Annotated in this window: 20 protein-coding genes and 1 pseudogene; 12 read left to right on the forward strand and 9 right to left on the reverse strand. The window is 58.3% G+C overall.

What is annotated here, in order from left to right:
* The first annotated feature begins 50 nt into the window (after window positions 1-50).
* The 6 genes from fabZ (at window position 51) to RBB80_RS03765 (ending at window position 4,703) form a co-directional block, all read left to right on the forward strand.
* Complete coding sequence (gene fabZ / locus RBB80_RS03740) at window positions 51-677, forward strand: 3-hydroxyacyl-ACP dehydratase FabZ (protein WP_433966968.1); 627 nt, start codon at window positions 51-53, stop codon at window positions 675-677.
* Window positions 674-1,459, forward strand: coding sequence for an acyl-ACP--UDP-N-acetylglucosamine O-acyltransferase (gene lpxA / locus RBB80_RS03745; protein WP_433969475.1), 786 nt, complete (start codon window positions 674-676; stop codon window positions 1,457-1,459). Before fabZ ends, lpxA begins: the two co-directional genes overlap by 4 nt.
* 51 nt (window positions 1,460-1,510) lie before the next feature.
* Window positions 1,511-2,668, forward strand: coding sequence for a Gfo/Idh/MocA family protein (locus RBB80_RS03750; protein WP_433966969.1), 1,158 nt, complete (start codon window positions 1,511-1,513; stop codon window positions 2,666-2,668).
* A 19-nt stretch (window positions 2,669-2,687) separates the two neighbouring features.
* On the forward strand, window positions 2,688-3,554 hold the full coding sequence (locus tag RBB80_RS03755) for an LpxI family protein (RefSeq protein ID WP_433966970.1): 867 nt from the start codon (window positions 2,688-2,690) through the stop codon (window positions 3,552-3,554).
* A 125-nt stretch (window positions 3,555-3,679) separates the two neighbouring features.
* Window positions 3,680-4,228, forward strand: a complete 549-nt coding sequence (locus RBB80_RS03760; protein WP_433966971.1) for a peroxiredoxin — start codon at window positions 3,680-3,682, stop codon at window positions 4,226-4,228.
* Window positions 4,229-4,367: 139 nt separating this feature from the next.
* Window positions 4,368-4,703 carry a hypothetical protein gene (locus RBB80_RS03765; RefSeq protein WP_433966972.1) on the forward strand — a complete coding sequence of 112 codons (336 nt, stop codon included), beginning with the start codon at window positions 4,368-4,370 and terminating at the stop codon, window positions 4,701-4,703.
* 132 nt (window positions 4,704-4,835) lie between these two features.
* On the opposite strand, the gene RBB80_RS03770 is transcribed toward RBB80_RS03765, so the two are convergent.
* From RBB80_RS03770 to RBB80_RS03785, 4 genes are all read right to left on the reverse strand, one after another.
* Window positions 4,836-5,120: a hypothetical protein gene (locus RBB80_RS03770; RefSeq protein ID WP_433966973.1), complete on the reverse strand. Its 285-nt coding sequence runs from the start codon at window positions 5,118-5,120 to the stop codon at window positions 4,836-4,838.
* Window positions 5,121-5,298: 178 nt separating this feature from the next.
* Entirely contained in the window at window positions 5,299-7,161 is a 1,863-nt protein-coding gene (locus RBB80_RS03775) for a transglycosylase SLT domain-containing protein (protein ID WP_433966974.1), read from the reverse strand.
* 146 nt (window positions 7,162-7,307) lie between these two features.
* A complete protein-coding gene (locus RBB80_RS03780; RefSeq protein WP_433966975.1) occupies window positions 7,308-8,582 on the reverse strand; it encodes a PP2C family protein-serine/threonine phosphatase in 1,275 nt (424 codons plus the stop codon).
* A gap of 386 nt (window positions 8,583-8,968) precedes the next feature.
* Window positions 8,969-10,639 carry a hypothetical protein gene (locus RBB80_RS03785; protein WP_433966976.1) on the reverse strand — a complete coding sequence of 557 codons (1,671 nt, stop codon included), beginning with the start codon at window positions 10,637-10,639 and terminating at the stop codon, window positions 8,969-8,971.
* Window positions 10,640-10,832: 193 nt separating this feature from the next.
* On the opposite strand from RBB80_RS03785, the pseudogene lepA reads away from it, so the two are divergent.
* Window positions 10,833-12,634: pseudogene (gene lepA / locus RBB80_RS03790) on the forward strand (translation elongation factor 4).
* Between the two features lie 434 nt (window positions 12,635-13,068).
* Here lepA and RBB80_RS03795 read toward each other — a convergent pair.
* Together RBB80_RS03795 and RBB80_RS03800 are read right to left on the reverse strand one after the other, a co-directional pair.
* Window positions 13,069-13,749: an OmpH family outer membrane protein gene (locus RBB80_RS03795; protein WP_433966977.1), complete on the reverse strand. Its 681-nt coding sequence runs from the start codon at window positions 13,747-13,749 to the stop codon at window positions 13,069-13,071.
* A gap of 184 nt (window positions 13,750-13,933) precedes the next feature.
* Window positions 13,934-14,626 carry an OmpH family outer membrane protein gene (locus RBB80_RS03800; protein WP_433966978.1) on the reverse strand — a complete coding sequence of 231 codons (693 nt, stop codon included), beginning with the start codon at window positions 14,624-14,626 and terminating at the stop codon, window positions 13,934-13,936.
* 1,011 nt (window positions 14,627-15,637) lie between these two features.
* Here RBB80_RS03800 and RBB80_RS03805 point away from each other — a divergent pair.
* Complete coding sequence (locus RBB80_RS03805) at window positions 15,638-16,759, forward strand: response regulator (protein WP_433966979.1); 1,122 nt, start codon at window positions 15,638-15,640, stop codon at window positions 16,757-16,759.
* 125 nt (window positions 16,760-16,884) lie between these two features.
* On the opposite strand, the gene RBB80_RS03810 is transcribed toward RBB80_RS03805, so the two are convergent.
* The 3 genes from RBB80_RS03810 to RBB80_RS03820 all read right to left on the reverse strand — a co-directional run bounded on the left by RBB80_RS03810 (window position 16,885) and on the right by RBB80_RS03820 (window position 19,105).
* Complete coding sequence (locus RBB80_RS03810) at window positions 16,885-17,256, reverse strand: histidine triad nucleotide-binding protein (RefSeq protein WP_433966980.1); 372 nt, start codon at window positions 17,254-17,256, stop codon at window positions 16,885-16,887.
* Window positions 17,253-18,308, reverse strand: coding sequence for a M48 family metallopeptidase (locus RBB80_RS03815; RefSeq protein ID WP_433966981.1), 1,056 nt, complete (start codon window positions 18,306-18,308; stop codon window positions 17,253-17,255). The genes RBB80_RS03810 and RBB80_RS03815 overlap by 4 nt, the downstream gene beginning before the upstream one ends.
* Window positions 18,309-18,646: 338 nt before the next feature.
* The gene (locus tag RBB80_RS03820) at window positions 18,647-19,105 is read right to left on the reverse strand and encodes a DUF6249 domain-containing protein (RefSeq protein ID WP_433966982.1); all 459 of its coding nucleotides are present in this window, start codon (window positions 19,103-19,105) and stop codon (window positions 18,647-18,649) included.
* A gap of 99 nt (window positions 19,106-19,204) precedes the next feature.
* Between RBB80_RS03820 and RBB80_RS03825 the strand changes: the two genes are divergently transcribed.
* From RBB80_RS03825 to RBB80_RS03840, 4 genes are all read left to right on the forward strand, one after another.
* Entirely contained in the window at window positions 19,205-19,768 is a 564-nt protein-coding gene (locus RBB80_RS03825) for an RNA polymerase sigma factor (RefSeq protein WP_433966983.1), read from the forward strand.
* Window positions 19,750-20,097, forward strand: coding sequence for a hypothetical protein (locus RBB80_RS03830; protein WP_433966984.1), 348 nt, complete (start codon window positions 19,750-19,752; stop codon window positions 20,095-20,097). Before RBB80_RS03825 ends, RBB80_RS03830 begins: the two co-directional genes overlap by 19 nt.
* A gap of 174 nt (window positions 20,098-20,271) precedes the next feature.
* Window positions 20,272-22,023, forward strand: coding sequence for a metallopeptidase TldD-related protein (locus tag RBB80_RS03835; protein ID WP_433966985.1), 1,752 nt, complete (start codon window positions 20,272-20,274; stop codon window positions 22,021-22,023).
* On the forward strand, window positions 22,020-23,708 hold the full coding sequence (locus RBB80_RS03840; protein WP_433966986.1) for a metallopeptidase TldD-related protein: 1,689 nt from the start codon (window positions 22,020-22,022) through the stop codon (window positions 23,706-23,708). Before RBB80_RS03835 ends, RBB80_RS03840 begins: the two co-directional genes overlap by 4 nt.
* Window positions 23,709-23,710: the final 2 nt, after the last annotated feature.

Genomic DNA, 23,710 nt, shown 5'->3' on the forward strand with positions numbered 1-23,710 from the left:
CCCGCTGCGCGCGGGGCGGTCACTTCGTGACAGGTGTACCCCTTCGGTTGGTGCTCCCGTTGGTCGCGGAGACGATCTCTTCGCCAAGCCGGTATAGAAGTCACGAAGTGACCGCCGCCCGCGCAGGGCGTGGTTCGGCGTTTATACTCATCCTTGCCATGAATGAAACTACGACGGATCAGATTGCCGACCAACAGACTGCGGCACGCACTACGATGGACATTCTTGAGATCATGTCGCTGCTGCCGCACCGCTATCCTTTTTTGCTGATCGATCGCGTGGTGGAGATGGAGCGGAAGCAGCGGATTGTGGCGATCAAGAATGTCACGATCAACGAGCCGCACTTTCAGGGGCACTTTCCGGACTATCCGATCATGCCTGGGGTGCTGATGGTGGAGGCGATTGCGCAGACGGGTGGAGCGCTGCTGCTGACGGAGATTCCCGATCGCGATCAGAAGCTGATGGTGTTTACGGGGATCGAGAATGCGCGGTTTCGCCGGCCGGTGCTGCCGGGAGACCAGCTTCGCATCGAGGTGACGGTGCAGCAGTGGAGGAGCCGGGCCGTGAAGATGCTTGGCAATATTACGGTGGATGGGAAGCTGGTGTGCGACGCTACGGTAATGTGCCAGGTGGTGCCGCGGGTGGTAAAGAAGGCGGCGGAGGCTCCGGCAGAGTGAGTATTCATCCGACAGCCATCGTTGCGGCGGGGGCGCAAATTGCTGCGAGCTGCACGGTTGGTCCTTATTGCACCGTCGGTCCTGATGTTGTGCTGGGCGAGGAGTGTGAGCTGGTTTCGCATGTGGTGCTTGATGGGCATCTTACGATCGGGCGTGGGAATCGTATCTTCTCGTTTGCATGCCTCGGGATCTCGCCGCAGGATTTGAAGTACGCGGGCGAGCCTACGCGGCTTGAGATCGGGGACGGCAATACGATTCGCGAGTATGTGACGATATCGCGCGGGACCAAGGGCGGGGGCGGCGTTACCACGGTCGGGAGTGAGTGCCTGATCATGGCCTACACGCATATTGGGCATGACTCGCAGATTGGCAATGGTTGTATTCTTGCGAACTCGGCTACGCTGGCGGGGCATGTGACGGTGGAGGACTACGCGGTGGTTGGGGCGCTGTGTCCTGTGCATCAGTTCTGCCGGATTGGACGGTATGCTTACATCGGCGGCGGAACGACCATTACGCAGAATGTTCTTCCCTACTCGCTGACCTCCATTGAGCGGAACAATCACGCCTACGGTTTGAACAAGGTGGGTCTGGAGCGGAGGGGTTTTACGCCGCAACAGTTGAGGGAGCTGCGCGCGGCTTATCGTACGTTGCTTGCTTCGAAGCTCAACACGACCGATGCACTGGCTTCTATTCGCGAGACGATCGCCTCCGGCGGGGCGGGCGAGCATGTCGTCTATCTTGCCGACTTTATCGCCAACAGCGAGCGTGGGATTATCAAGTAAGCGTTTTAGCCAGTATTTGGCACACAGAATCAGATTGGAGTTTGGCCCATTATGATGTTGTCGGTTCCGAATCGTCTCCTCCTCGCCGCTTCCCTTCTCGTGGCAACTTTTTCATTCTCCGCAAACGCTGAGGCTCAGGCGGCTCCGCCTTTGCGCGTGGCAATCGTTGGACTGGTTCATGGCCACGTGCAGGGTTTTCTGGGTAAGCTTGCGGCTCATCCTGAGATCACGCTTGTGGGCATCTCCGATCCTGATCCGGCGCTGCGCCAGAAGTATATTGCGAAGACACACCTGTCGGGAGATCTGTTCTTCGCGACTGAAGCTGAGATGCTGAAGCACACGCAGCCGCAGGCGATTCTGGTTTATACCTCGATCGCGGGGCATCGAGCGGCTATTGAGGAGGCTGCGCCGTTGCACATCGCGGCCATGGTGGAGAAGCCGCTGGCCACTACGGTGGAAGACGCGCTTGCCATTCAGGCGCTGTCGGAGAGATACAACGTTCCTGTTCTGACGAACTACGAGACGACCTGGTACAACTCGAACACTGCAGCAGTAAAGATGCTGGAAGAGGGAAAGATTGGCGATCTGCGGAAGCTGGTCGTCCATGACGGTCATGAGGGTCCGCAGGAGATTGGGGTTGATCCGGAGTTTTTGAGCTGGCTCACCGATCCGAAGCAGAACGGCGCGGGCGCTCTGTTCGACTTTGGCTGCTATGGTGTGGATCTTGCGACGTGGATTCTGCATGGGGAGCTACCAACCACTGTGACCGCAGTTACGTTGCAGATCAAGCCGAAGATCTATCCCAACGTCGATGACGACAGCACGGTGGTGCTGACCTATCCCCATGCGCAGGCCATCCTTCAGGGCTCGTGGAACTGGCCTTTCGCGCGCAAGGATATGGAGATCTACGGGGCGACCGGGTATGTGGATACGGTGTATGAGGATGCGGCGCCTGGTGCAAAGCTTCGCGCTCGTTTGACCGGGGAGAAATCTGAACACGTTGAGACTGCGCCGCCGCTTCAGGCTCCGCAAAATGATTCGCTGAACTATCTCGCTGCGGTTCTGGCCGGGACGGTGAAGCCGCAGCATGATCTGAACTCGCTGGACACGAACATTACAGTGGTTCGCATCCTGGATGCCGCGCGTCGTTCCGCACAGAGCGGGAAGACGATTTATCTCGCACGAGAAGTTGCAGCAGCAGGCAAGTAGCCGTTCTCGACGTGGAAAAATGACTGTATCGGGCGAATCAGAAAAGTTGGGACTGATTGCGGGGAACGGGCGCTTTCCGTTTCTCCTTCTGGATGCTGCGCGTGCGCACGGCCTGCAGGTTGTGGTCGCGGCGATCAATGAAGAGACCGACCCTGAGATGAATGAACGCGCGGCTGCTGATGCCTGCATTCACGTTCATTGGCTCTCGCTTGGCGAGCTGTCGCGGCTGATTGAGACGTTTCGTGCGGAGGGCGTGACGAGGGCCGTGATGGCTGGTCAGGTGAAGCATAAGCAGATCTTCTCCAGTATTCGGCCGGACTGGCGGCTGGCGAAGCTGCTGCTGAACCTTCGCACTCGGAATACCGATATGCTGCTGGGTGCGGTGGCGAAGGTTCTTGGCGATGAGGGGATTGAGTTGATCTCGTCGACGCAGTATCTGGAGCCGTTGCTGGCGAAGGCTGGTGTGCTTACGCGGCGGGCGCCTGACGCGGAGGAGGAGAAAGACATCGTGTATGGACGCACGGTGGCGCAGGCAATCGCGGGGTACGATCTTGGTCAGACCGTCGTGATTGCGGCGCAGGCCTGTGTTGCGGTGGAGGCCATGGAAGGAACGGATGCTACGATTGCGCGCGCCGGGGAGCTCTTTCGTACCCTTGAGCAGGGAGATGAGACGACGCTTCGGCGTGGATTGACGGTGGTGAAGGTCGCCAAGCCGAATCAGGATATGCGCTTCGATGTGCCTGTGATTGGCGTCGCGACGATCGAGGCCATGAAGGCCGCGGGGGCCACCTGTCTGGCGATTGAAGCGGAGAGAACACTGATGTTCGATCCTGCGGCGCTCTTCAGCGCAGCGGATGAGGCTGGGATTACGATCGTCGCGATGTAAAGATCTTGTCACCGCTCTGTAAAGGGTTGCATGGGAAGGGTAAAATTGCCGTCAGGACATTCGGTGCGCGTCTAACGCGGCGGCCATTCGTCTACAGCTAAGAGAAGAACATAAGGGGAACCACCATGCGCAAAGCAGTTTGGATCGCAGCAATCATCGGCGTAGCAGCGGCATGCGGCGTAGGTATCAGGGCGCATGCAGCGCCTGCCGCAGACACAATACAGGCTGGAGCCATGGCGCCCAACTTTACTCTGCCCTCGCAGGAGGACAAGCCGGTGAGCCTGACCGACTACAAAGGCAAGTGGGTCGTCCTCTACTTCTATCCCAAGGATCAGACCACCGGCTGCACGATTGAGGCGCATAACTTCCAGCACGACCTTGCGAAGTACGATGCTCTGAATGCGGTCGTTCTCGGCGTGAGCCTGGACACCGTGGAGGGACACAAGACCTGGTGCTCGAAGGATACGTTTGGCTTCAAACTGCTCGCTGATCCGGACCACAAGGTCGTCGACTTGTATGGCGTACCGGTGAAGAACTACGGCGTGATGAAGTTTGCCAACCGCGAGACGTTTTTGATTTCGCCCGACGGCAAGGTGGTGAAGGTTTGGGAGAAGGTCGATCCGAATGTTCACAGCACGGAAGTTCTGGCAGAGATCACGGCTAACAAGAAGTAGGAAGTTATCAGCAGACGCAAAAAGGCCCGGGCTCTCAATTGAGGAGTCCGGGCCTATTTGCTTGCCTTGGTGTTAGTTACTTCTTTTTGGAGCAGCCTTCTTAACAGCCTTCTTTGCGGCTTTCTTTGCAGGAGCCTTCTTGGCTGCCTTCTTAGCAGGAGCCTTCTTTGCTGCTGCCTTCTTCGCTGGTGCCTTCTTTGCTGCTTTCTTAGTTGCCAAGGTAGTACCTCTCTTCTTTAGTTTTTTACTGCTTGGAGTGCCCTTGTTGCCGATCGCCTTTTTGGGGGCGACCTTACCGCCGCGCAGAGCACTGACCTTCTTCGCGGCAGATTTCGATTTGGCGGCGGCCTTCTTTGGTGTGGCCTTCTTCGCCAGAACTTTTTCACTGCGGACTTCTTCGCCGCAACTTTCTTTGCAACGACCTTCTTCGGGGCCGCCTTTTTCAAAGGCGTCTTGCTGGCGGCGGGTTTGCTGACCTTCTTCGCCGCTGCCTTTGCGGGGACGGGCTTCTTTGCTGCTGCCTTCTTGGCGGGAGCGGCCTTTTTGGCTGGTGTTGCAGCGGCCTTCTTTACCGCGGGCTTCGCCGGGCTCGCGGAGGATTCGCTCTTTACCGGTAACTCCGACTGTTTTGTTGGCGGCTCGTAGCTACGCACCGGCGAGGGGGCAGCGCGAACAGCTTCGCATCTTCGGCATGGGGATCGTCGTCGGTGTCTTCTTCGTCGAGCTGAGCTTCCTCGTCGTCGTCATCCGAGGTCATCGTGACCTCTTCCTCTTCGTCGTCGTCATTGAAGCGGCCGTGCAGATCATCCTGTTCGTCATCGGGTTCATCGCCGAAGTTATGGTTGTCATCGGCTGCAGTTGCGTGAAGCTTGATGGTGTCGTCGAACATCATTGTTGTTGTCCCCTCACTACTCTCTACTTCTATCGCTTTCTGCGTTGTGTTACCAGCTTCGCTGCAACAAAAAACATCTTTACTTCCCGGCACGAGATTCTAGCAACAGGATGCATCCAAGCGCTACCGAAGGCAAGCAATCTTTTTCACGAGGAAGCTTATCGTGTAGCTTTCTTTTTCATTTTGGTGGTTGAGCTGGGCTTCGCTGCATGGGAACTCTTCTTACTTGCGGGCTTGTTTGTCGTTGACGATCCGCTTGCCTTCGAACCAGCGCGCCCGCTGGGGAGTGCGCGGAACCCTGATGAACATTGGTCGAAACCGTGCGCGAGCCACTTCTCTTTCGAGAACCTCTGCCGTGTACGTGTGTGCCGGGTGCGAGCTTCACCGGCTCTGCGACTGCGAGGGAGGCACCGGGCCGCACGGTGCCCGAGGAAAGATGGTTCCATCGCCGCAACTCTTCCACCGATACGCCGAATCGATCGGAGACGGTGACCAGCGTGTCGCCGTGATGTACGGTGTATCGCTGCGGCCGTGTGCTTGCAGCGACGGTGACGGGGATGACAAGTTCGTCTCCTGTATCGACACCGTCGTTCGCAGAGAGGCCATTCGCGGCGGCGACGTCGCTCAGATGGGCGTGCAGAGAGGTCACGATGCCGTCGAGCGACTCGCCGGAACGGACTACGTGAAAGCGCCAGGTGCTGCGTTTGTCCTGGGGAATCTCCTTGAGGCGCTCTGTAAAAACGCCATGCGTGCCGACGGGTATGTGCAGATCGAACGGCGTGTCGCTCGGCGTCGTCATGCGCAGGAGACTGGGATTGAGCGCTACGATCTCGGGCAGGGAGGAGTTGGTGACGTCGGCCACGAGACGCAGATCGATCGCGTAGTCGATCGACACGGTATCGGAGACGACAGGTTCGTCTGGCACCATCTTGTCGAGGCCGTACTTCTCGGGGTTCTTCGCCATGATGACGGCGGCAAGAATCTTCGGGACGTAGTCGCGGGTCTCCTTTGGCAGCGCGTTGCGGCGATAGAGCTCCCAAAAATCCGCGTAGCCGGTTCTCTGCACGGCGCGCTGCACGTTGCCCGGGCCCCAGTCGTAGGCGGCCATCGCGAGATACCAGTCGCCGAACTGGTTGTAGAGGGTCTTCATGTATCTTGCGTAGGCGATCGAAGACTTTTCTGGATCGAAGCGCTCATCAAAGTAGCCGTTGCGTGCCAGGCCGTAGGCGCCGGTGGGCATGAACTGCCACATGCCGCCTGCACCCGACTTCGCGTTGAGCACCTGAGGCTGAAAGCCGGACTCGGCCACGGCGAGATAGATGAGGTCCTGGGGGACGCCCTGGGCGGTCAGCGCGCTCTGGATCATGGTCTTGTATTTGCCGGCGCGCTCCATGCTCCGAAGCATGTGGGCATGGAAGGAGGGTGAGTTCGCAAAGTACCCGATGTAGCCTGCGACCTGGTCGTTGATGACCAGGGGCAGATCGGAGGAGATCTGCAGTTCTGCTTTCAGCTTTGCGGTAAGCTCCGGGTTCGCGGGAAAGGTGAGGTCCTCGGCAGTATCAAGGGGCGCCTCTTCGATCTTTGGAGAGAAACCGTTGCCCTGCTTCAGGGCTGCCATCTCCAGTGAATTCACGGCGTTCAAGAGATGATCGAATTCATCGGCTAGCTGCGGGTCGGTCTTCAGATCCATGCCGCTGGTGAGCATGAGATCGACGGCGGAGTCGAAGTCCAGCCGGGCTGCGTCGAGACGACCGGCGCGATAGTTGTCCACGCCGCTGCGATAGGCGGCCTCGGCAGAGTTGATCAGCTGCTGCACCGTGAAAGCCCGGGCCGCGCCGTCGACAGACTGCTCTGTGGACGGAGTTGTCTGCCCGGACTGAGATGCAGCCGCGCTCGAGGCTTGCGTTTTTGTAGGAGCGGTTGTCTGAGCAGAGGTCTTGCCGGGCGAGGCTGCCTGATCCTGCGGGCAGCCCGTCAGCAGTACAAGCGGCACACACGCCACCACGAGTGCTACCGTTCGCACCGAATCTCCTAAGGTCATCCGCACCATCTTCGCTTTTCATTGTACGGGGTGCAAGAAGCAAATTCGCCGGTGCTGTTGGAATAGCATCCTGCGCAGAGGAGAGGTGCGCTCTGAAGGCAGGCGAGACGACGTGCTGTCTCATTCGAATGGGCGTTGCTTCTGGGTTATCGGCTTCGAATCAGGACCGCGGTTGCGTCATCGGTGTGGTTTGATCCGTGGCTGAATTTGCCCACTTCCTCAATGAGTCCATCCACGCAGGCCGAGGGCCGCAGGAAGTGTTCGACAAGCCGCCCCGCTCCGTACTCTTCGTCGCTACGGTTCATTGCCTCGGTTATTCCATCCGTGTAGAAGAGGAGCTTGGTGCCTGGCTTCAGGGTCACTTTATATTCGGGATAGGCTGTCGCACCGAGTCCAAGCGGCATGCCGGTGTCGATGTCGAGGAAGGAGCACTCGCCGTTGATGAGGAGCGGACGCAGATGTCCGGCGCTGGCAATTGTGATCTCCCGGGATCGCGCATCAAGCACGCCGTAGATCATGGTGACGAACTTGCCCATCGGAAAGTCATCGATCAGGATCTGGTTCAGCTTCATGAGCGTGCTGCCTGGTGAGTGGTCGAGCTTGACCAGCGAGCGCAGGATGGCGCGCGTTGCCGCCATCAACAAGGCCGCAGGCATGCCCTTGCCGGATACATCGGCGAGCACGATTCCGCAGCGATCGTCGCCGAGATCGATCAGATCGAACCAATCGCCCGCGACAGCTCCGGCCGGATTCCACGCGGTTTCAAATGCGAAGCCACAGACCAGTGGAACAGCCTTAACGAAGAGCGATTGCTGGACGGCACGGGCGTCGTCTGCTTCGCGCTGCATCAGCTCACGTACCTGGCGCTCGTTGCGGAACAGCCGGGCGTTTTCAATAGCCACCGCGATGTGGCCGGCCAACGCCTCCATTACGGCGATCTGATCGTCCGAGAAGGCATTGATCCGTTTGTGATCGACGCACAGCACTCCGATGACCTCTCCGTCGAGCAGAAGCGGAACGGTAACTTCGGACCGGGTGTCCAACTCGCACGCCACGTAGTAAGGATCGATCGTCACATCGTGGGCGTAGCGCGTCACGCCGGTTGCAGCGACGTGGCCGACCATGCCGCGAACGCCAATTTTGGCGCGGTCGCCTTTCCTGTAGGTGGTGCAGCCACGAACGCCATGAAGCACCATCTCGTCGGTGCCGGCATCGCGCAGCCAGACACAGACCTCTACGCAGCCAATCGCAGCGGCGATATCGTTTACGACCCGATCGAACAAGACATCCAGATCCAGGCTAGACGTGATGAGTTGCGCGGCCCGCTGCAACTTCATCAAAGCCTGTACGAAATCGCAGGATGAGTGAATACGCCTGGGAACCGCTTCCAGCGAACTGATCGGAGACAGTTGAGTCGCCATAGTGTCCTCCTTAGCAAGGATCGGACGTGAATCTATGCCCGTTTGATGTCGCGGCTAACGCCGCGATGCAAAGTTTGATCTTATGAATTGGCCCGATTTCGGAAGGCAGTCGAATGAAGTGTCGCCTGGCTGCAAGTCATTACAGATCAACCTGATCTGGTCAAGCAGTCTGCGCCTCAGTTAGATACGCTCTGGCGGAGATCTGCGAAGGCCTGGCGTATGAGGTTTGAAAGATCATTCTCGCAAGGCAAGACTTGTTGTTCGACGCAACTGCTTTGGGCATGGTTAGCAGGTTTGACGCCCGACTGTGCGGAGCTAACGGCGTCCGGCACCTGTCTGCACTCTCATTCACGCAGGTCGAAGCAATGGTCTGCGACTCGCTTTCCTCAGAAGCGCAGGACCGGTCCGAGGGTCACTCCCCAGTTTGTGGAGTTGATGTAGTTGTCGTGCGAGAGAAACGAGAGATTCGGCGGCGTGCCGATGTCGGGCGGGTCTCGATAGAGGCTCTTGTAGCGGATGAGCATCTGCTCGGTGGTGAGGCGGAAGGCGATGCGGTCGGTGAAGCGGATATCGGCGGAGAGTGCGGCGATCGCGGAGAAGTTGTAGTTGCGGCCGATGGGCTGTGCGGGAGCAGACTGCGAGCGAGAGTAGCTGGCGAATCCGGGCGCGAGCGTGACCTTGAGTGCAAAGTGCTTGCCCGAGTAGCCGGAGCGAAGGCCGGCGCGCCCGGTCCAGAGCGTGCCGCCAACGTTGAGTGAGGACTCCGGACTTGCTCCAGGCAGGATGTCACTGTCGATGACAAGATCGAGATAGCGGCGCACGGCGAACCCCAACTCAATCCCTGCTCCGTCAGCTGTCCGACGGCACCCGGTACAGCCTAGCGTATTCACGTTGAGGGTGAGAGCGGTGTAGTGAAGAAAGACATCGACGTGGTCGCGCGGCTCGACGTCCATGGCGCGCTGGAACTCTTCAACGGCGAGCGACTCATAGACGCCTGGATGCTCGTAGTCGCGGAACCATGGAAAGTGACCGCGCAGTAAATTGGCGAGCGACTTAGCAGGATTGAGGCCTGCGCGCAGCATCTTGTATCCAAAGGCTCTGGGGTGCTTTTGGACCAGCGGGTCGGTAACGTATCGGTCGATGGTATCCGCACCGAGAAGCCAGAGTGTGCCCACCGTGGGGGTGATGATGAAATCGACCCATCCGGTGTTGTTGGTGTACTTCGACGTGGGCGGGCAGGAGTACTTGTCTTTGTGGGGGCAGTGGATGGGGTAGGTAAAGCCGCCCGCGTTGAAGATGGCTGCCTCGCCCATGGGCCCGATCTCCGACTGTGTGGAGGTCACCGTGGACCAAATCAGGGCGCGGAAGATGCTCTTCCAGTATTGCGGATTGGAGGAGATCTCAAGTTCGCGTCCGCGCGGATCGTTTTGTATCTCGATGTATCCGAAGACGGCGCCCTGCAAGGGATGGCCAATGTAGTTGACCAGGAAGCTGTCGCCATCGTTCCAGCGCCGCATGTTGAACTGCTGGACCGAGGCAAAGTAGTCGGACCAAAACGGTTTGTTGAGAAGGATGTGGCGATCCTCCTGATCGGCGGTCATGATGCGCACGCCGTTCTCCAGCGCGCTGAATGCAACCGATTGCAGGATGAGCCCCTTCCAGTGGTATGGTTCGTCTTTGATGTCCGTTGGGGCGGGCCGGCGGGACTGCGTGGAGGAAGACGGAAATGTCGGCGCGCCAACGAGGTTGAGATGGTAAGAGCTAAGATCGGGGACGCGAATCTCATCGACTTTAAAGTAGCTGCTGGTCTTGTCTTCGTCCGGTGGCTCTTCGTCCGGTGGCTCTTCGTTCGGTGGCTCTTCGTTCAGTAGCTCTCGGTCCAATTCCTTTGCCCGCGATCGCATCATCACCGTGCCGGGAGAGTCTGGTAGCTCGGTTACGGTGGCAGGGCTGGGCGCGTTCGCAGAGTCAAATGGCGCAGGGGGCATCTCGCGAGCCTGAGCCACGTTGTGAAGGCCGCATAACCAAAGTGGAAGCAGAACGATCGAATATCTCAATATCGTCTCTCTTGGGCCCACCCGCGCTTGCTCACATCTTCGTACGTAACTTACCGCGATAAATTCTCAGTTACCCGCGAGAGCTGACTGTACGCGGTTTTGGATGCTGATTTTGTGGACGCGGTTTGTCCGCGGGGCCGCAGACGGTCTCGATGCGGTGTTAAGATGGATACTGAGGCTACCCAGCTACAAAATGGATCCAAGTCACATCCGCAACTTCGCGATCATCGCGCATATCGACCATGGCAAGTCCACCCTTTCCGACCGGCTTCTGGAACTGACCGGCTCTTTGACCTCGCGCGAGATGCAGGCCCAGGTGCTTGACGCCATGGATCTGGAGCGCGAGCGCGGCATCACGATCAAAGCTCACACGGTTCGCATGATGTACAAGGCGCAGGATGGCGATACCTATCAGCTGAACCTGATCGATACTCCGGGGCATGTCGATTTTTCTTATGAGGTGTCGCGCTCGCTGGCATCGTGCGAAGGGGCGCTGCTGGTGGTCGACGCGTCGCAGGGTGTCGAGGCGCAGACGCTGGCGAATGCCTATCTTGCCATCTCGAACGGACTCGAGATCATTCCTATCATCAATAAGATCGATCTTCCCAGCGCCGACATTGAACGCACGAAGGAGATGATTGAGAAGTCCGTGGGGCTGCCTGCGGACGATGCCATTGCCGTGAGCGCAAAGACGGGCCTGAATGTTGCAAGCATCCTTGAAGCTGTTGTCACGCTGTTGCCGCCGCCGCTGGGCGATCCGGAGGCGCCGCTGCAGGCGCTGATCTTCGATAGCTGGTTCGATCCGTACAGAGGCGTGATTGTTCTGGCGCGCATCATCAACGGCAGGCTGCGCAAGGGCATGAAGATCAAGGTCATGTCGAACGGAAAGATGTTCGATGTGGAGAGCATGGGCGTGATGACTCCGAAGCCAGTGGAGCTTGGAGAACTCAGCGCGGGCGAGGTTGGTTTCTTCGTCGCCACGATCAAAAACGTTGCCGATACCAAGGTCGGCGACACCATTACTTCGGTTGAAAACCCCTGCGCTGAAGCGCTCCCGGGCTTTGAAGACATCAAGAGCATGGTGTTTGCGGGCCTTTACACCGTTGATTCACACGAGCATGCGATGCTGCGTGACGCGCTCGAGAAGCTTCGCCTCAACGATGCTTCTTTCTCCTTCGAGCCCGAGTCTTCAGTAGCGCTTGGCTTCGGGTTTCGCTGCGGCTTTCTTGGGCTGCTGCATCTTGAGATTATCCAAGAGCGCCTGGAACGTGAGTACGATCTTGACCTGATTACAACTGCGCCAGGCGTGCGCTACAAGATCACGATGACCGACGGCAGCGTACGCGAGGTGGATAACCCGTCGCGTTGGCCGGAGTCCACCGAGATTGAACAAATCGAAGAGCCTGTGATCGTTGCGAAGATTCTGACGAACGAAGAGTACGTTGGCGGCATTCTAAAGCTCGTCGAAGAGAAGCGCGGACGGCAGCAGAACATGGAGTACGTCTCGGACACGCGGGTCCTGATTACATATGAGCTTCCGTTGAACGAGATTGTGCTGGATTTTTACGATCGTCTGAAGACCGTCTCGCGGGATACGCTTCGCTTGACTATCAGCTTGCCGGTATGTGGGTTTCGCCGATGGTGAAGATGGATATTCTTATTGGCGGCGATCCCGTGGATGCTCTCTCGATCATCATCCACAAAGACTTTGCGCAGCAGCGAGGCAGGGCGCTCGTATCGAAGATGCGGGAACTGATTCCGAGACAGATGTTCGAGGTCGCCATTCAGGCCGCGATCGGTTCGAAGGTCATCGCTCGTGAGACCGTCACGGCGATCCGAAAAAACGTCATTGCCAAGTGCTACGGCGGAGACATCAGCCGGAAACGTAAACTTCTCGAGAAGCAAAAAGAAGGAAAGAAGCGGATGAAGCGGATTGGGAAGGTTGACATTCCGCAGGAGGCTTTCCTCGCAGTTCTCAAGGTTGGCGAGGAGTAACCTGGTCCGCTACAGGTTTCAGATGGCTTCGATTTTCGACGCAACTTCTTGTCTAAATACGATTAATCGCTGAAGTTTGTAGGGGAATTTTGGCACCCAATGGCGTTAGATGCGGGAATTTGTAACCTGGTCGTAACGTCGATCTGTGGAAACCCTTGAAATAGCGTTAGTTGCCGAGAGTTACCCACTTTTGCTTGTCGCAGTGTTGGCGGGGGCCTCTCAATTGGCTGATTTTTATGCACTTAGCGAGGCGTTGCAGAAGTAGCCAGGTTAGCAGGCGCCGAGATTCAGCGTCATTCTCCTACCCTTTGGTATCCGCAATCCACAGGTTTTTCCACAGGAGAGCTGTGCTTAGTTCTGAAAACAGAGCATGATGCAGCGAGGAGCGAATATCTCTAGATCTCTCGTCGCTGCATCATGCCGTTGATTTTGAATTATTGCTTCGGTGCAGCAGGCTTCGGCGCTGTTGTTGGACGCGGGCGAGCTGTCGTGGGGGCAGGGGAAGACGGCCCAGACGGCGCCGGCGCAGCGATACCGGACGTGGTGTTGTACGCGGTCACAATGGCCTGTGTTACGTCCGTGCTCTGGTTGGCCCACATCACGTTGCTCTGCTGTCCGCTGACATCGAGCAGCAAGGTGTAGCCGTTCTTGCTGACGTAGTCCTTCAGGGTGACCGAGACCTTCGCTGCAACCTTGCCGTAGGCTTCCTGCAGATCCGCGTTGTAGGCGGTCTGGGCATCTTCGGCGTTGCGGTTCAGCTCCTTCTCTTTGGTGTCGATGTTGCGCAGACGTGTAGCGCGCTCTTCATCGGAGAGAGTCGCGGGAGCACTCTGTAGCTGGGCTTTGAGCGAATCGACCTCCTTCGAGAGGGTATCGATCTGATCCTTCTTGGGCTTGTACTTGTCCTGAATCTGCTGGACGGCACGCTGGCCTTCGTTAGTAGCAAAGACCGCCTGCTCGAAGGCAACGAGCGCAATCTTTGCGGGAATGGCCTGAGGCTCGACAGCGGCAGGTGCAGCGGTGGCAGGAGCTGGAGCTGCGGCTGTCTGGGAGATTCCGGCTGTGGTCATCAATCCGGCGCCGAGCGCGGAGATAAGAACGAGGGTGCGATTCATGCGGTCTGTGATACTCCTTCAAAATTTCGATCGGTTCGATCGGTCCATACTAGTTACAAATGTTCGATAGCTTGTTACAAAATATCTGAACTACTTCGGATCACCAGGCGACATCGTCTTCGAAGTCTACGGAGGCTAGCTTCCAACCAGCCAGCTCTCCGTAGCCGACTCTGTCACGCGAGTGTTACTGCTTCGGCAGCGCAGGCTTCGGAGTCGCGGAGGCGTGCGGATGAGCCGTTGGGGAAGGTGCGGAAGGCACTGGAGGTGCGACTCCCGAAGACGCGTTGTACGATTCGAGAACTGCGCGCGAGATATCTGTACCCTCGCTGGTCCAGAGCACGCTCATCGAACCACCCTGCTGGCCGGTGATATCGAGGAGCATTGTGTAGCCGTTGTCCTCCACATATTTCTTGACGACAGGCGCTAGCTTTTTCGCAACCACACCGATGGCCTGCTGCTGCTCCCCGGCGACGGCCTGCTGCGCATCTTCGCCATCGCGCTGCAGCTGCTTTTCCTTGGTGTCGATGGCACGCAGCTTCGCGGCGCGTTCGGACTCGGTCATCGTCGCGGGAGCGCTCTGCAGCTGCTTCTTGAGGGTGTCGATCTCCTGCGCCTTCGCCTGCAACTCGGTCCCCTTGGGCTCGTACTTCTTCTGCAAGGCCTGGAGAGCGCGTTGTCCTTCGTTGGTCGCAGCGGCGACCTGCTCGAACTCTATGGTCGCAATCTTCGCGGGCACCGCGTGTGGCGCTACTGGAGCGGGGGCTGCCTGGGTGGGAGCTGCGGAGGGAGTGGCCGGTGTGCCGGCGGTCTGGGCCACTCCGGCAGCGGATATCATTCCCGCAGCGAGAGCGGTAACAAAAGCAAAGGTACGATTCATGCGGTGTGTGGTACTCCTTCAGGGATTGGTCAAACCTTGTACGGCTTCGGGCTCACGGTCGCGTGCCGTCTGGGCCGTTCCCTCCATCCACTCGATCAACGCACCCTTGAGACAGAGCACGCCCATCTTTTGCCTCGATTGAACCGACTTCCGTGAGGGCAAATCGGTAGCAAAACGAGAGGGCTGCCGGAACACATAGATTATAGGGTCCAGCCTGAGCAGGGTCAATCGAGGGATTCGAGGCCTTCTACAGAAAGATGGAACACGCTCGAGGCAATATACTATTTTTCAAATCTTCCGAGCAAGGTCTGGCAGCTTCTCCTCGAGATTGCCAGTGAAATGGCTGGCTACGATTTTGGCGAGCGAATTGCTTCTTCATGAAAGGCAACACGTTGGCTCGATCCGACGTGTGCCAGATTGCTTGCCGCCGGCTAGCAGAATCCGCACCCAACCGATGGTGTGGACCGTAAGCCCGGGGGTCTGCTTCCTTTATCGGAAGTTTTCAGGAGGCCAGTGACTGGCCATTGAGATAGAAGGGCCGCTTCCGCGAAGCGGTCCTTCTGGTTTCACAACCAGATCGTCCCCAGGAAGTCGTAGAAGGGAGCTCTTGCCAAGTGGCTTCTTTGGGCGTACCCTAGGAGTTGCCTTGTGAACCGGCTGTGGGTGCCGATCGCTGTGTGGTCACCAGAAAACTACCAATTGCGTAGGTTTGGCGGCAGAAGACACAGGATTACAGTAGACCGAATTTGTCGGACTCTGTCGCAAACAGGTAGAGGGTGAAAATCTGGTTCGCCGTTGCTGGCGCTCCAGGCTGTGCGTAACCGGCGGATTGGCCGGCGTGATTACAGCCGAATACCAATAGAAGACGTCCGTTCGAGTAAAACTTGAGACCGTTTCATCCGACGCTGCAAAACCGGTTTGGTTCCTCCTCCGTGAGTCTCACGGGGAAGGAGAGGCCGTTTGCGTGGGAGAGAACGCTAATTGCGATCTAAAGCAATAGGAAGTGGAAGCATGACTTCAGAGCAGAATGTACCCGAGGTAGATTCTCACCAGGGTTCGACAATGTCTCCCGACCAACAGGACGGGGAGGCACAATTTGCGGGGCAGAACGTCCCGCACGGCATGGGTCAGTCCAAGAGCAGCCGTCGCCGCCGCCGCAAGCGGAAGAGCAAGGGGTCGGACAACGCGCAGGGTGCGCAATCCGGCGAGCAGAGCGCAGGTCAACCCATCGGCTCCATTCAGGGCTCGGCTGCTGCTCAGACCACTCAACCGCAGGGCGGCCAAGGCTTTCAAGCAAACGCCGGCCAGCAGCAGAACAGCTCTTCCAGTGGCAAGCGCTGGAAGAAGAAGTTCCGTGATCGTGACCGTCAACGCTCCCCGGAGAATCCGGGCAACGCCGCCAGCGGCAGCAACGGCGGGGGATTCAGCAGCGGCGGCGGCTATCGCGATCGCGATACCCATCAGCCCGGGAACAACAGCGGCGGCTTCAAACGCAAAGGTGGCGGCGGCAAGCAGCAGCAGCGCGGTCCCCGCAGCTTTGTGGGTCCGATGGACCATAGCTATCGGTCCGTAAACGGCAACTTCGCCGACACTCCGCCCTCCACGATGGATTCGCGCAACGGCAACTACCAGGGTCGCAGCAACGGCCATGGCGGTGGACGCAGCTATCAGAGCGACTCTCAGCCCATCGATTACTCGCAGGGCCGCGCCATTCCGATCGCAGAGGACGCGCCTACGAAGATTTTCTTCTTCATAGAAGATCTGTTCTTCATCGCCAAGATCTCTGAGACGGCGCGTAAGCTCGGGGTCAAGGTCGCCTTCGTCAAAAACGACAAGGAGTCGATTGCGTCGCTGGTCGGCGGCGAAGAGGAGGACCGGCCTGGGCTGATCGTCTTCGATCTCAACAATGCAAACGCGAAGCCGCTGACTCTGATTCCCAAGCTGAAGACCAAGCTGAAGCGCAGCACCTCCATCATTGGATTCCTGTCGCATCTACAGGGAGATCTGAAGGCGAAGGCCGTCGAAGCGGGTTGCGATACGGTGATGCCACGTGCAGCCTTCTCGCAGAATCTGCCGAATCTGCTGCGCCGGTACGGTATGGAAGAGGAAGAAGAGCCGAACTTCAACCAGTAAAACGATGCTGGCGCGATGGCTTTGCCGCACAGCGTTGGCGAAACTTAGTGAAGAGCCCGAGAGAGATCTTTTCGGGCTCTCTCTTTTAAGAGTGCCGCGTGTTAAGTGTGCCGCGTGGCGACTTGCTAGCCAGGGGGCCAGTTCATGTGTCTGCCGCCGAGCAGATGAAGATGCAGATGGTTCACGGTCTGGCCGCCATCATCGCCGGTGTTGACGACGATTCGGTAGCCTTTGCTCAGCTTTTCTCCGCGCGCAATCTCGGCGGCTGCTGACATCAGGGAACCTAACAGCGCGGCGTGTCCCGCCTCTGCTTTCGCGATTGAAGTGATATGGTGCTTCGGGACGATCAACAGATGGGTTGGGGCCTGAGGATTAATGTCGGGGAAACCAATGCAGAACTCGTCCTCGTAGACGCGGTTTGCCGGAATGTCTCCAGCGACGATCTTGCAGAAGAGGCACTCGGAAGATGCGAGATTACCCGGCGGGATCTTCATCATGGTTGAAAGTACTTTGGATGCTGCCCTGCTGTCCAGGGGTCATAGGCTAAGGCGAATGCGGCGCGGCTCGCAGTTGAAGGGTGGCCGTCAGACCAAAAATCGATGAGGGGATGCGGCGTGGGGTCGTCGAGCGAGTTCTCGCCAAGCTTCTGAAACCCTTGCTGGGTGGTGGTTTGCGGGTCGGCGACAATGCCATGGATCGCCTCCTGCCCGTACACGTCGGCAGCGTGTTCGATCGAGCGACTAAAGCTGTTTTCGGTCGGCTCGGCGAAGAAGTTCAGCACATTCAGCACGAGCATCAGCACCGCCAGACAAGCCCAGTCGTTCTGCGAGCGGATTTGCCAGCGTGCCCCGAACCTTGCGAGCAGCCACCACGTCATTCGCTGCCCCACGAAAAACCCGACCAGCAGGAACACCGCGCTGAACAACACTCCCTGCACGATGTGATGCAGCGCGTAGTGGCCGAGTTCGTGCGCGAAGACACCGGCAAGTTCGTCGGGAGTCGCTGCCGCAATCGTCGTGTCCCAGAGCACCAGACGCTTCGAGGGTCCGAAGCCTGTGACGTAGGCATTCATGCTTGTCACCTTGCTGCTGGCACGCATGAAAAACATTCTGTCCGGCGGCAGAGTTACGCCACTGCGAGCCACCACCTTTTCCAACTGCGCTACCAGCGCTGGGTTGCGTTGTTGCAAAGGCTCAAATTTGTTGAAGAGCGGGTCAACCAGGATCGGGGAGAGAAAGACGCCGAACAACACCGCGACCATTGTCGGGATCCAGAACCAGAACCACCAGTGCTTCGGCGACTTTTGGATGACCCAGAACAGCACCATCACCAGAAGGCCAGCGACAATCCATTCCAGCAAGAAGCTTTTACCAACGTCGGCGAACCAACTCCCCCAACGCTGCACTGATAGTCCATACGCGAGCGCAACGTGGTGTCCGTAGAGTCGCAGAGGTGCGTTCAGCAGCGCAGTGAGAAGCAGGACGAGAAAGACGAACACGAAGCATTGCCCCCATCGGCGCTTAGTCATTCTCTCGGCGACGTCACGCATGCGTGCCGGCACACCGAGCGCAAGCAGCAGAACAAGTTGCAGGATTCCCCACCCTCACCCACGAAATGCAGCTCAGTGCGACTGCGAAACAACTGCTTCGCCAATTTGAGCTTCTCCGGCGGCAGCGTATAAGCCGTTTGATTCTGCGCAGCGGCTCTCAGAGCTTGTGCCTCCGCGGAGTCGTTGCCAGGGCTTTCGCTGAAGGAATCGTGACTGCAAAAAAACTGATCAGCAGAAGCAAGGCTGCACGTACGTTCATCAATCATTGACTCCTGTCCTGATGAAGTCAGTGTGCATGATTCGCCTACGCAGCGCAAAGAGGAACAGCGGTGTGGAGCTTACCGATCGGATCCAATCCCCGGTGAGTCGGCGCCGATCTCCAACCCGAAGCGCGATAGCTCGCGCTTCTGCAGGTTGTAGTCGATGAAAAACCCTATTCCGATAGCCAGTGGGATGATCCCTACGGCTGATCCTGCCAATACATCACGCTCCTGCACAATGACGCTGAGGGCCACAAAGAACAGGATCAACCCTATCCCAACTGAAACCAAAATGATTCCTGTACGGCGTGCGTTGCCGAGACTACGCAATGGGTCTCTAACGCGCTTTTCCTCGTCGCCACTGCCTAACAGCTTCTCGATCTCGGCGATTGGAATCCCTCGCGCAATCATGGCCATGCGTTGTTCTGCTTTGTTTCGGCGCTGCTGAGCCTCGAACCAGATGCCCGAAACAATGGCGATGGCCCCGACGGCGCAACCGGCCACCGGAACAATAAACGGACTTGTCAGAAAATCCATACGCTACCTCCTCTTTCTGCCCGCGTTAGACCGGAAGGCGCCCGCAAAGTTTCACTCGCCGGAATGAAACTTTCGGAGCACTCTATTGTCTAACTTCGCTTGGACGTCGATCTCACCTTCGAGCAGCTGGTACGCGATCATCAGGCCATGGTCTTCCGCACCCTTCTGCGCCTGACGGGTAGCCGGGAGCACATCGATGATCTTGCCCAGGATGTCTTTCTCCGCCTCTACCGCGCGCTGCCCAGCTTTCGTGGCGAAGCCCTGATCACCACCTATCTTTACCGGATCGCCGTGAATGTGGCGCAAGATGAGTGGAAGCGCCGCCGCCGCGATGACCGCTCGCATGTCTCTCTCTCGGACGAAACCTCGGCGTGGGAGGAGCGTCTCCCGCATCCGGACAGGAACGCTGAACAGCAGATTGAGGAACGCGAGTTCCAGCAAGCTGTCGAGGAAGAGCTCCAGCTTCTTCTGAGCCATGTTGAGCGGACGATTCTAATCCTCTATCATCAGGAAGAACGTAGCTACGAGCAGATCTCGTACGCGTTGGGGATGCCGATCGGCACAGTCCGGACTCACCTTCACCGTGGACGCAAAAAGCTCCGCGAAGCCATTCAGCAACGTCAAACGAATGAAAGGAGAACGGCGTGTCAGACGAATCGATGAATCCCCAAGCCGCAAACAGAATTGCAGACGCCGAGATGGACCGGCGCGTTCTCCATGCTCTCGAAACCGCTCCCAGGATCGACGTCCCCGCCGACTTCGTTGCGCGTGTTGTCCGACAGCTTCCGGCTCGTCGCCCCGCGTCGCTTACCGCTACCCACTACGGCCAGAGTGCGGTGTTTCTGGGCATGATCCTGACTCTGGTAATACTGATCGCTCTCACGCTTCACAATGGCAGGCACGCCACCTTCGGACTGGCAGAGTCTCTCCTGCTTACCCAGTTCCTGGCGTTGACGGTCTGGCTGAGCGTCCGGTACCACGGCGTCAGGTAAGCGGCCTGTCGACGAAATTCGCGCCGCTTCGTCCAACCCTCAGTCGTCTGCGTAAAACTGCCGATGCTGCGCGAGTTGCAAGGGATTACGCGCTGCGGCGGCACTTCCGATACACTCGGCAACAGGCGTATTTTGCAGGCGAAACGAGTTCCTTTTTCCATGAAGAGACAAAGAATGGCAGTGGCTGGCGTTGGTTTTGCCGGTCTGGTAGTTGTGGCGATATCCTCTGTTGGGCACAGGGCGGTAGCGGAGACCAGAAGTCCTGAACCTGCGCCGGCGTTGGTGCTGATCGACACCATGGAGTCGGAGTTGCATCGCGCGATGAACTCGCTGGGCAACAATGCGACGGACGCCACCCAGCAGCCGAAGCCCTATTTCCTTAGCTACGCCGTCTCCGACAGTGACAGCATGAGCCTCTCGGCGCAGTTTGGCGCCATCACCGGCTCTCACGAAAACCGCCGCCGCGTAGCCGATGTGCAGGTGCGCCTTGGGACCGCCGCTGAAGACAATACTCACGGCGACCACCGGAATAGTGCTCTTACAACCATCCCCTTGCCGCTCGCCAACGACAGCGACGCCATCGCCCGCACGCTCTGGTTCGCAACCAACCGCGGCTATGGAAAGGCGCTCGACGGCTACCTGAAGGTGAAGACTGAGCAGCAGGTCCGCGCAAAAGAAGAGGACGCCTCCGCCGATTTTTCGAGCGAGAAGCCAGCTGCAGCGATCCTTCCACCGTCGCCAGCGCTAGTCGTCGACACGGCAGCATGGCAGATTCGCCTGCGTGAACTCTCTGGGCTCTTCAAACAGTACTCCGACGTCTTCTACAACAATGTTGCGCTCGAGGCATCGACCGAGACTGACTACTTCGTCTCCTCGGAAGGCGCTAAGGTCGCGACACCAAACCAAGTTGCGCGCCTTGTCATCGTTGCCCGGACACGCGCTGCCGACGGCATGGATCTGTTCCGCGCCGAGACCTTCGAAGCTGACGAAGTCGGGCATCTACCCGATCAGAAGACGCTGATCGACAAGACCGTCGCCATGGCCAAAAATCTCGAAGCCTTGCGCCAAGCGCCCGTTACCGAACCGTTCAACGGTCCTGCGATCCTGAGCGGACGCGCATCCGCCGTCTTCTTTCACGAAGTGCTTGGACACCGCCTCGAAGGCCAGCGCCAACGTGGGGACGACGAAGGACAGACCTTCACCAAGCTGCTCGGCAAACAGATCCTGCCACCGTTTCTCAGCGTCTCCGACGATCCGACGCTTGCTGACTTTCATGGCATGCCGCTTAGCGGCCACTATAGCTACGACGACGAAGGCCAGCAGGCGCGCCGCGTGGACCTCATCAAAGACGGCGTTCTCGACACCTTTCTGATGTCGCGCCTTCCTATCGCGAGCTTCTCCACCTCAAACGGACACGGCCGCGCTGAGACTGGTCACATGCCTACGGGCCGCCAGGGAAACCTCATCGTCACTTCCTCGAAGACTGTCAGCGATACGGAGCTGCGCGAGATGTTGAGGGCTGAGGCGAAGAAGCAAGGTAAAGCCTACGGTCTCTACTTTGAAGACATCTCTTCGGGCTTTGCTGTTACCACGCGCCGGTCGCCACAGGCCTTTCAGGTGATTCCACTGGTTGTCTATCGCGTCTACGTTGATGGCCGCCCTGATGAACTCGTCCGTGGCGTCAGCATTGTGGGCACACCGCAGGCTGCACTGAACCGCATCCTCGCCACCAACGATAAGCAGGACATCTTCAATGGTATCTGCGGAGCCGAGTCGGGGAGCATTCCCGTAAGCGCCGTCGCACCGGCCATGCTGGTCAGCGAGATTGAGACTCAGCGTCAGGCTCAGGGTACGGCGCGCCCACCTATTCTTCCGCCGCCTGGAGCAGCTTCTACTTCGGCGAGCGGGAAGGATGGCCAGAAATGAATTTACTTCGCAGGTTACAAATTAGCGGATTTTGCTCCGCGGCTCTCTGGCCAATATTTTTATTCGGCACGATTGCAGTTACAAATAGCCTTGTTGCACAAACTCCTTCTACCGGGAACGATCCCTTGCTCCGCGCGATGCAGGTAGAGCTCGACCGCGAGAAGGCGCTACTGCTTCCGAATATGCAACGCCCCTACTTTGTAGAGTACCGGCTGGACGACCTGGCCTCCTACGAGGCCGTCGCCAACTATGGCGCGCTGACCCGTGAAGAAGAGAACCGTCAACGCATCGTCCGCGTTACCGTGCGCATTGGAGATTATGCCGTGGACAGCAGCACCAGCCGCGGCGACGGGACCCTGGAGCTTGCGCCCACGGACGACAATCCCGAAGCGCTACGGTACGCCCTCTGGACAGCCACCGACACCGCTTATAAGAACGCACTCCGCGCTTACTCTGCCAAGCAAGCCGCTTTGAAGCAGTTTCAATCCCCGCAGGCCCAACCTGACTTTGCGCAGGCCAAGGCGATCGTCCAAATTTCACCCGTCGTCACTCTCGACCTTGATCGCGCCGAGTGGAAGCACCGCATCGTCGAAGCCAGTGGCCTCTTCGTTTCGGACCCTCAGCTTCGTTCCTTCGCTGAGCACGTCCAGTATTCCACCGCGAACATCCGCGGCATCGCACTCAACCGTTACCTGGTCAACACCGAAGGAACTGTGTTGCGCCAGGGCTATACAGGCTACGACGGAGCCATCAGCGTTGGTGGCCAGGCGGCGGATGGCATGCGCCTGAGTCGCGACAATGGCACCGTTGCTGCAAATGCCAAGGAGCTCGAGAGCGCCGGGGCTTTTCGCAAGCGTGCACTCGAAGATCTCAAGAGCTTTGAAGAGCTTCGCAACGCTCCGGTAGTTTCAGCCGATGATTATCATGGGCCTGTGCTCTTCAGCGGAGACGCTGCGGCAGACGTCGTCGATCGCCTGCTCGTGCCTAACATCGAAGCCGATCGGCCAGAGATGGGAACTACCGCACGCACCAACGGCGCCTACTCCTCGAGCTTCAAGGCACGTGTTCTACCCGAGATGCTCAGCGTTACCGACGATCCGCTGCAGGCGAAGTTCGAGGGCAAAGCTCTTCTTGGTGCCTACACCATCGACGATGAGGGTGTTCCTGCGCAGTCAGTCGATGTCATCGTCAACGGGAAGCTTGAAAACTTTCTCATCGGCCGCGAGCCGGTCAAAGACTTCGACATTTCGAATGGTCATGGACGCGCCGCTCCTGCGCAGGCCCCTCACTCACGCGCCGGTGTCATTTTGGTCAAATCCAGCCAGCCTCTGTCGCGAGGGGAGCTCAACAAGCGCCTCCTCACTATGGCGAAGGAGCAGGGCCGCGACGTCTACTCTGTCGAAACCCTCGGCGGCGAACTTCTCCCGCGTCTGCTTTACCTGGTGCATTCTGACGGGACGCGCAAACTCGTCCGCGGCGCGATCTTCGACGAGCTCGACAACCGGAGCCTGCGCTCCGATATCGTCGCAGCCGGCAATGACCCCTATGTTTCGAACTCTCTTGGCACCGTTCCCCAGACCACCATCGCCCCGAGCATGCTCTTTGACGACATCGGCGTGAAGCGTGCGACGTTGGAGCAACAGAAGCTTCCCTACTATGCGCCACCCGCGCTCCCTGGCAAGTAGAA

It is taken from the genome of Tunturiibacter gelidiferens, assembly GCF_051013345.1.
Classification (GTDB): Bacteria; Acidobacteriota; Terriglobia; order Terriglobales; family Acidobacteriaceae; genus Edaphobacter; species Edaphobacter gelidiferens_A.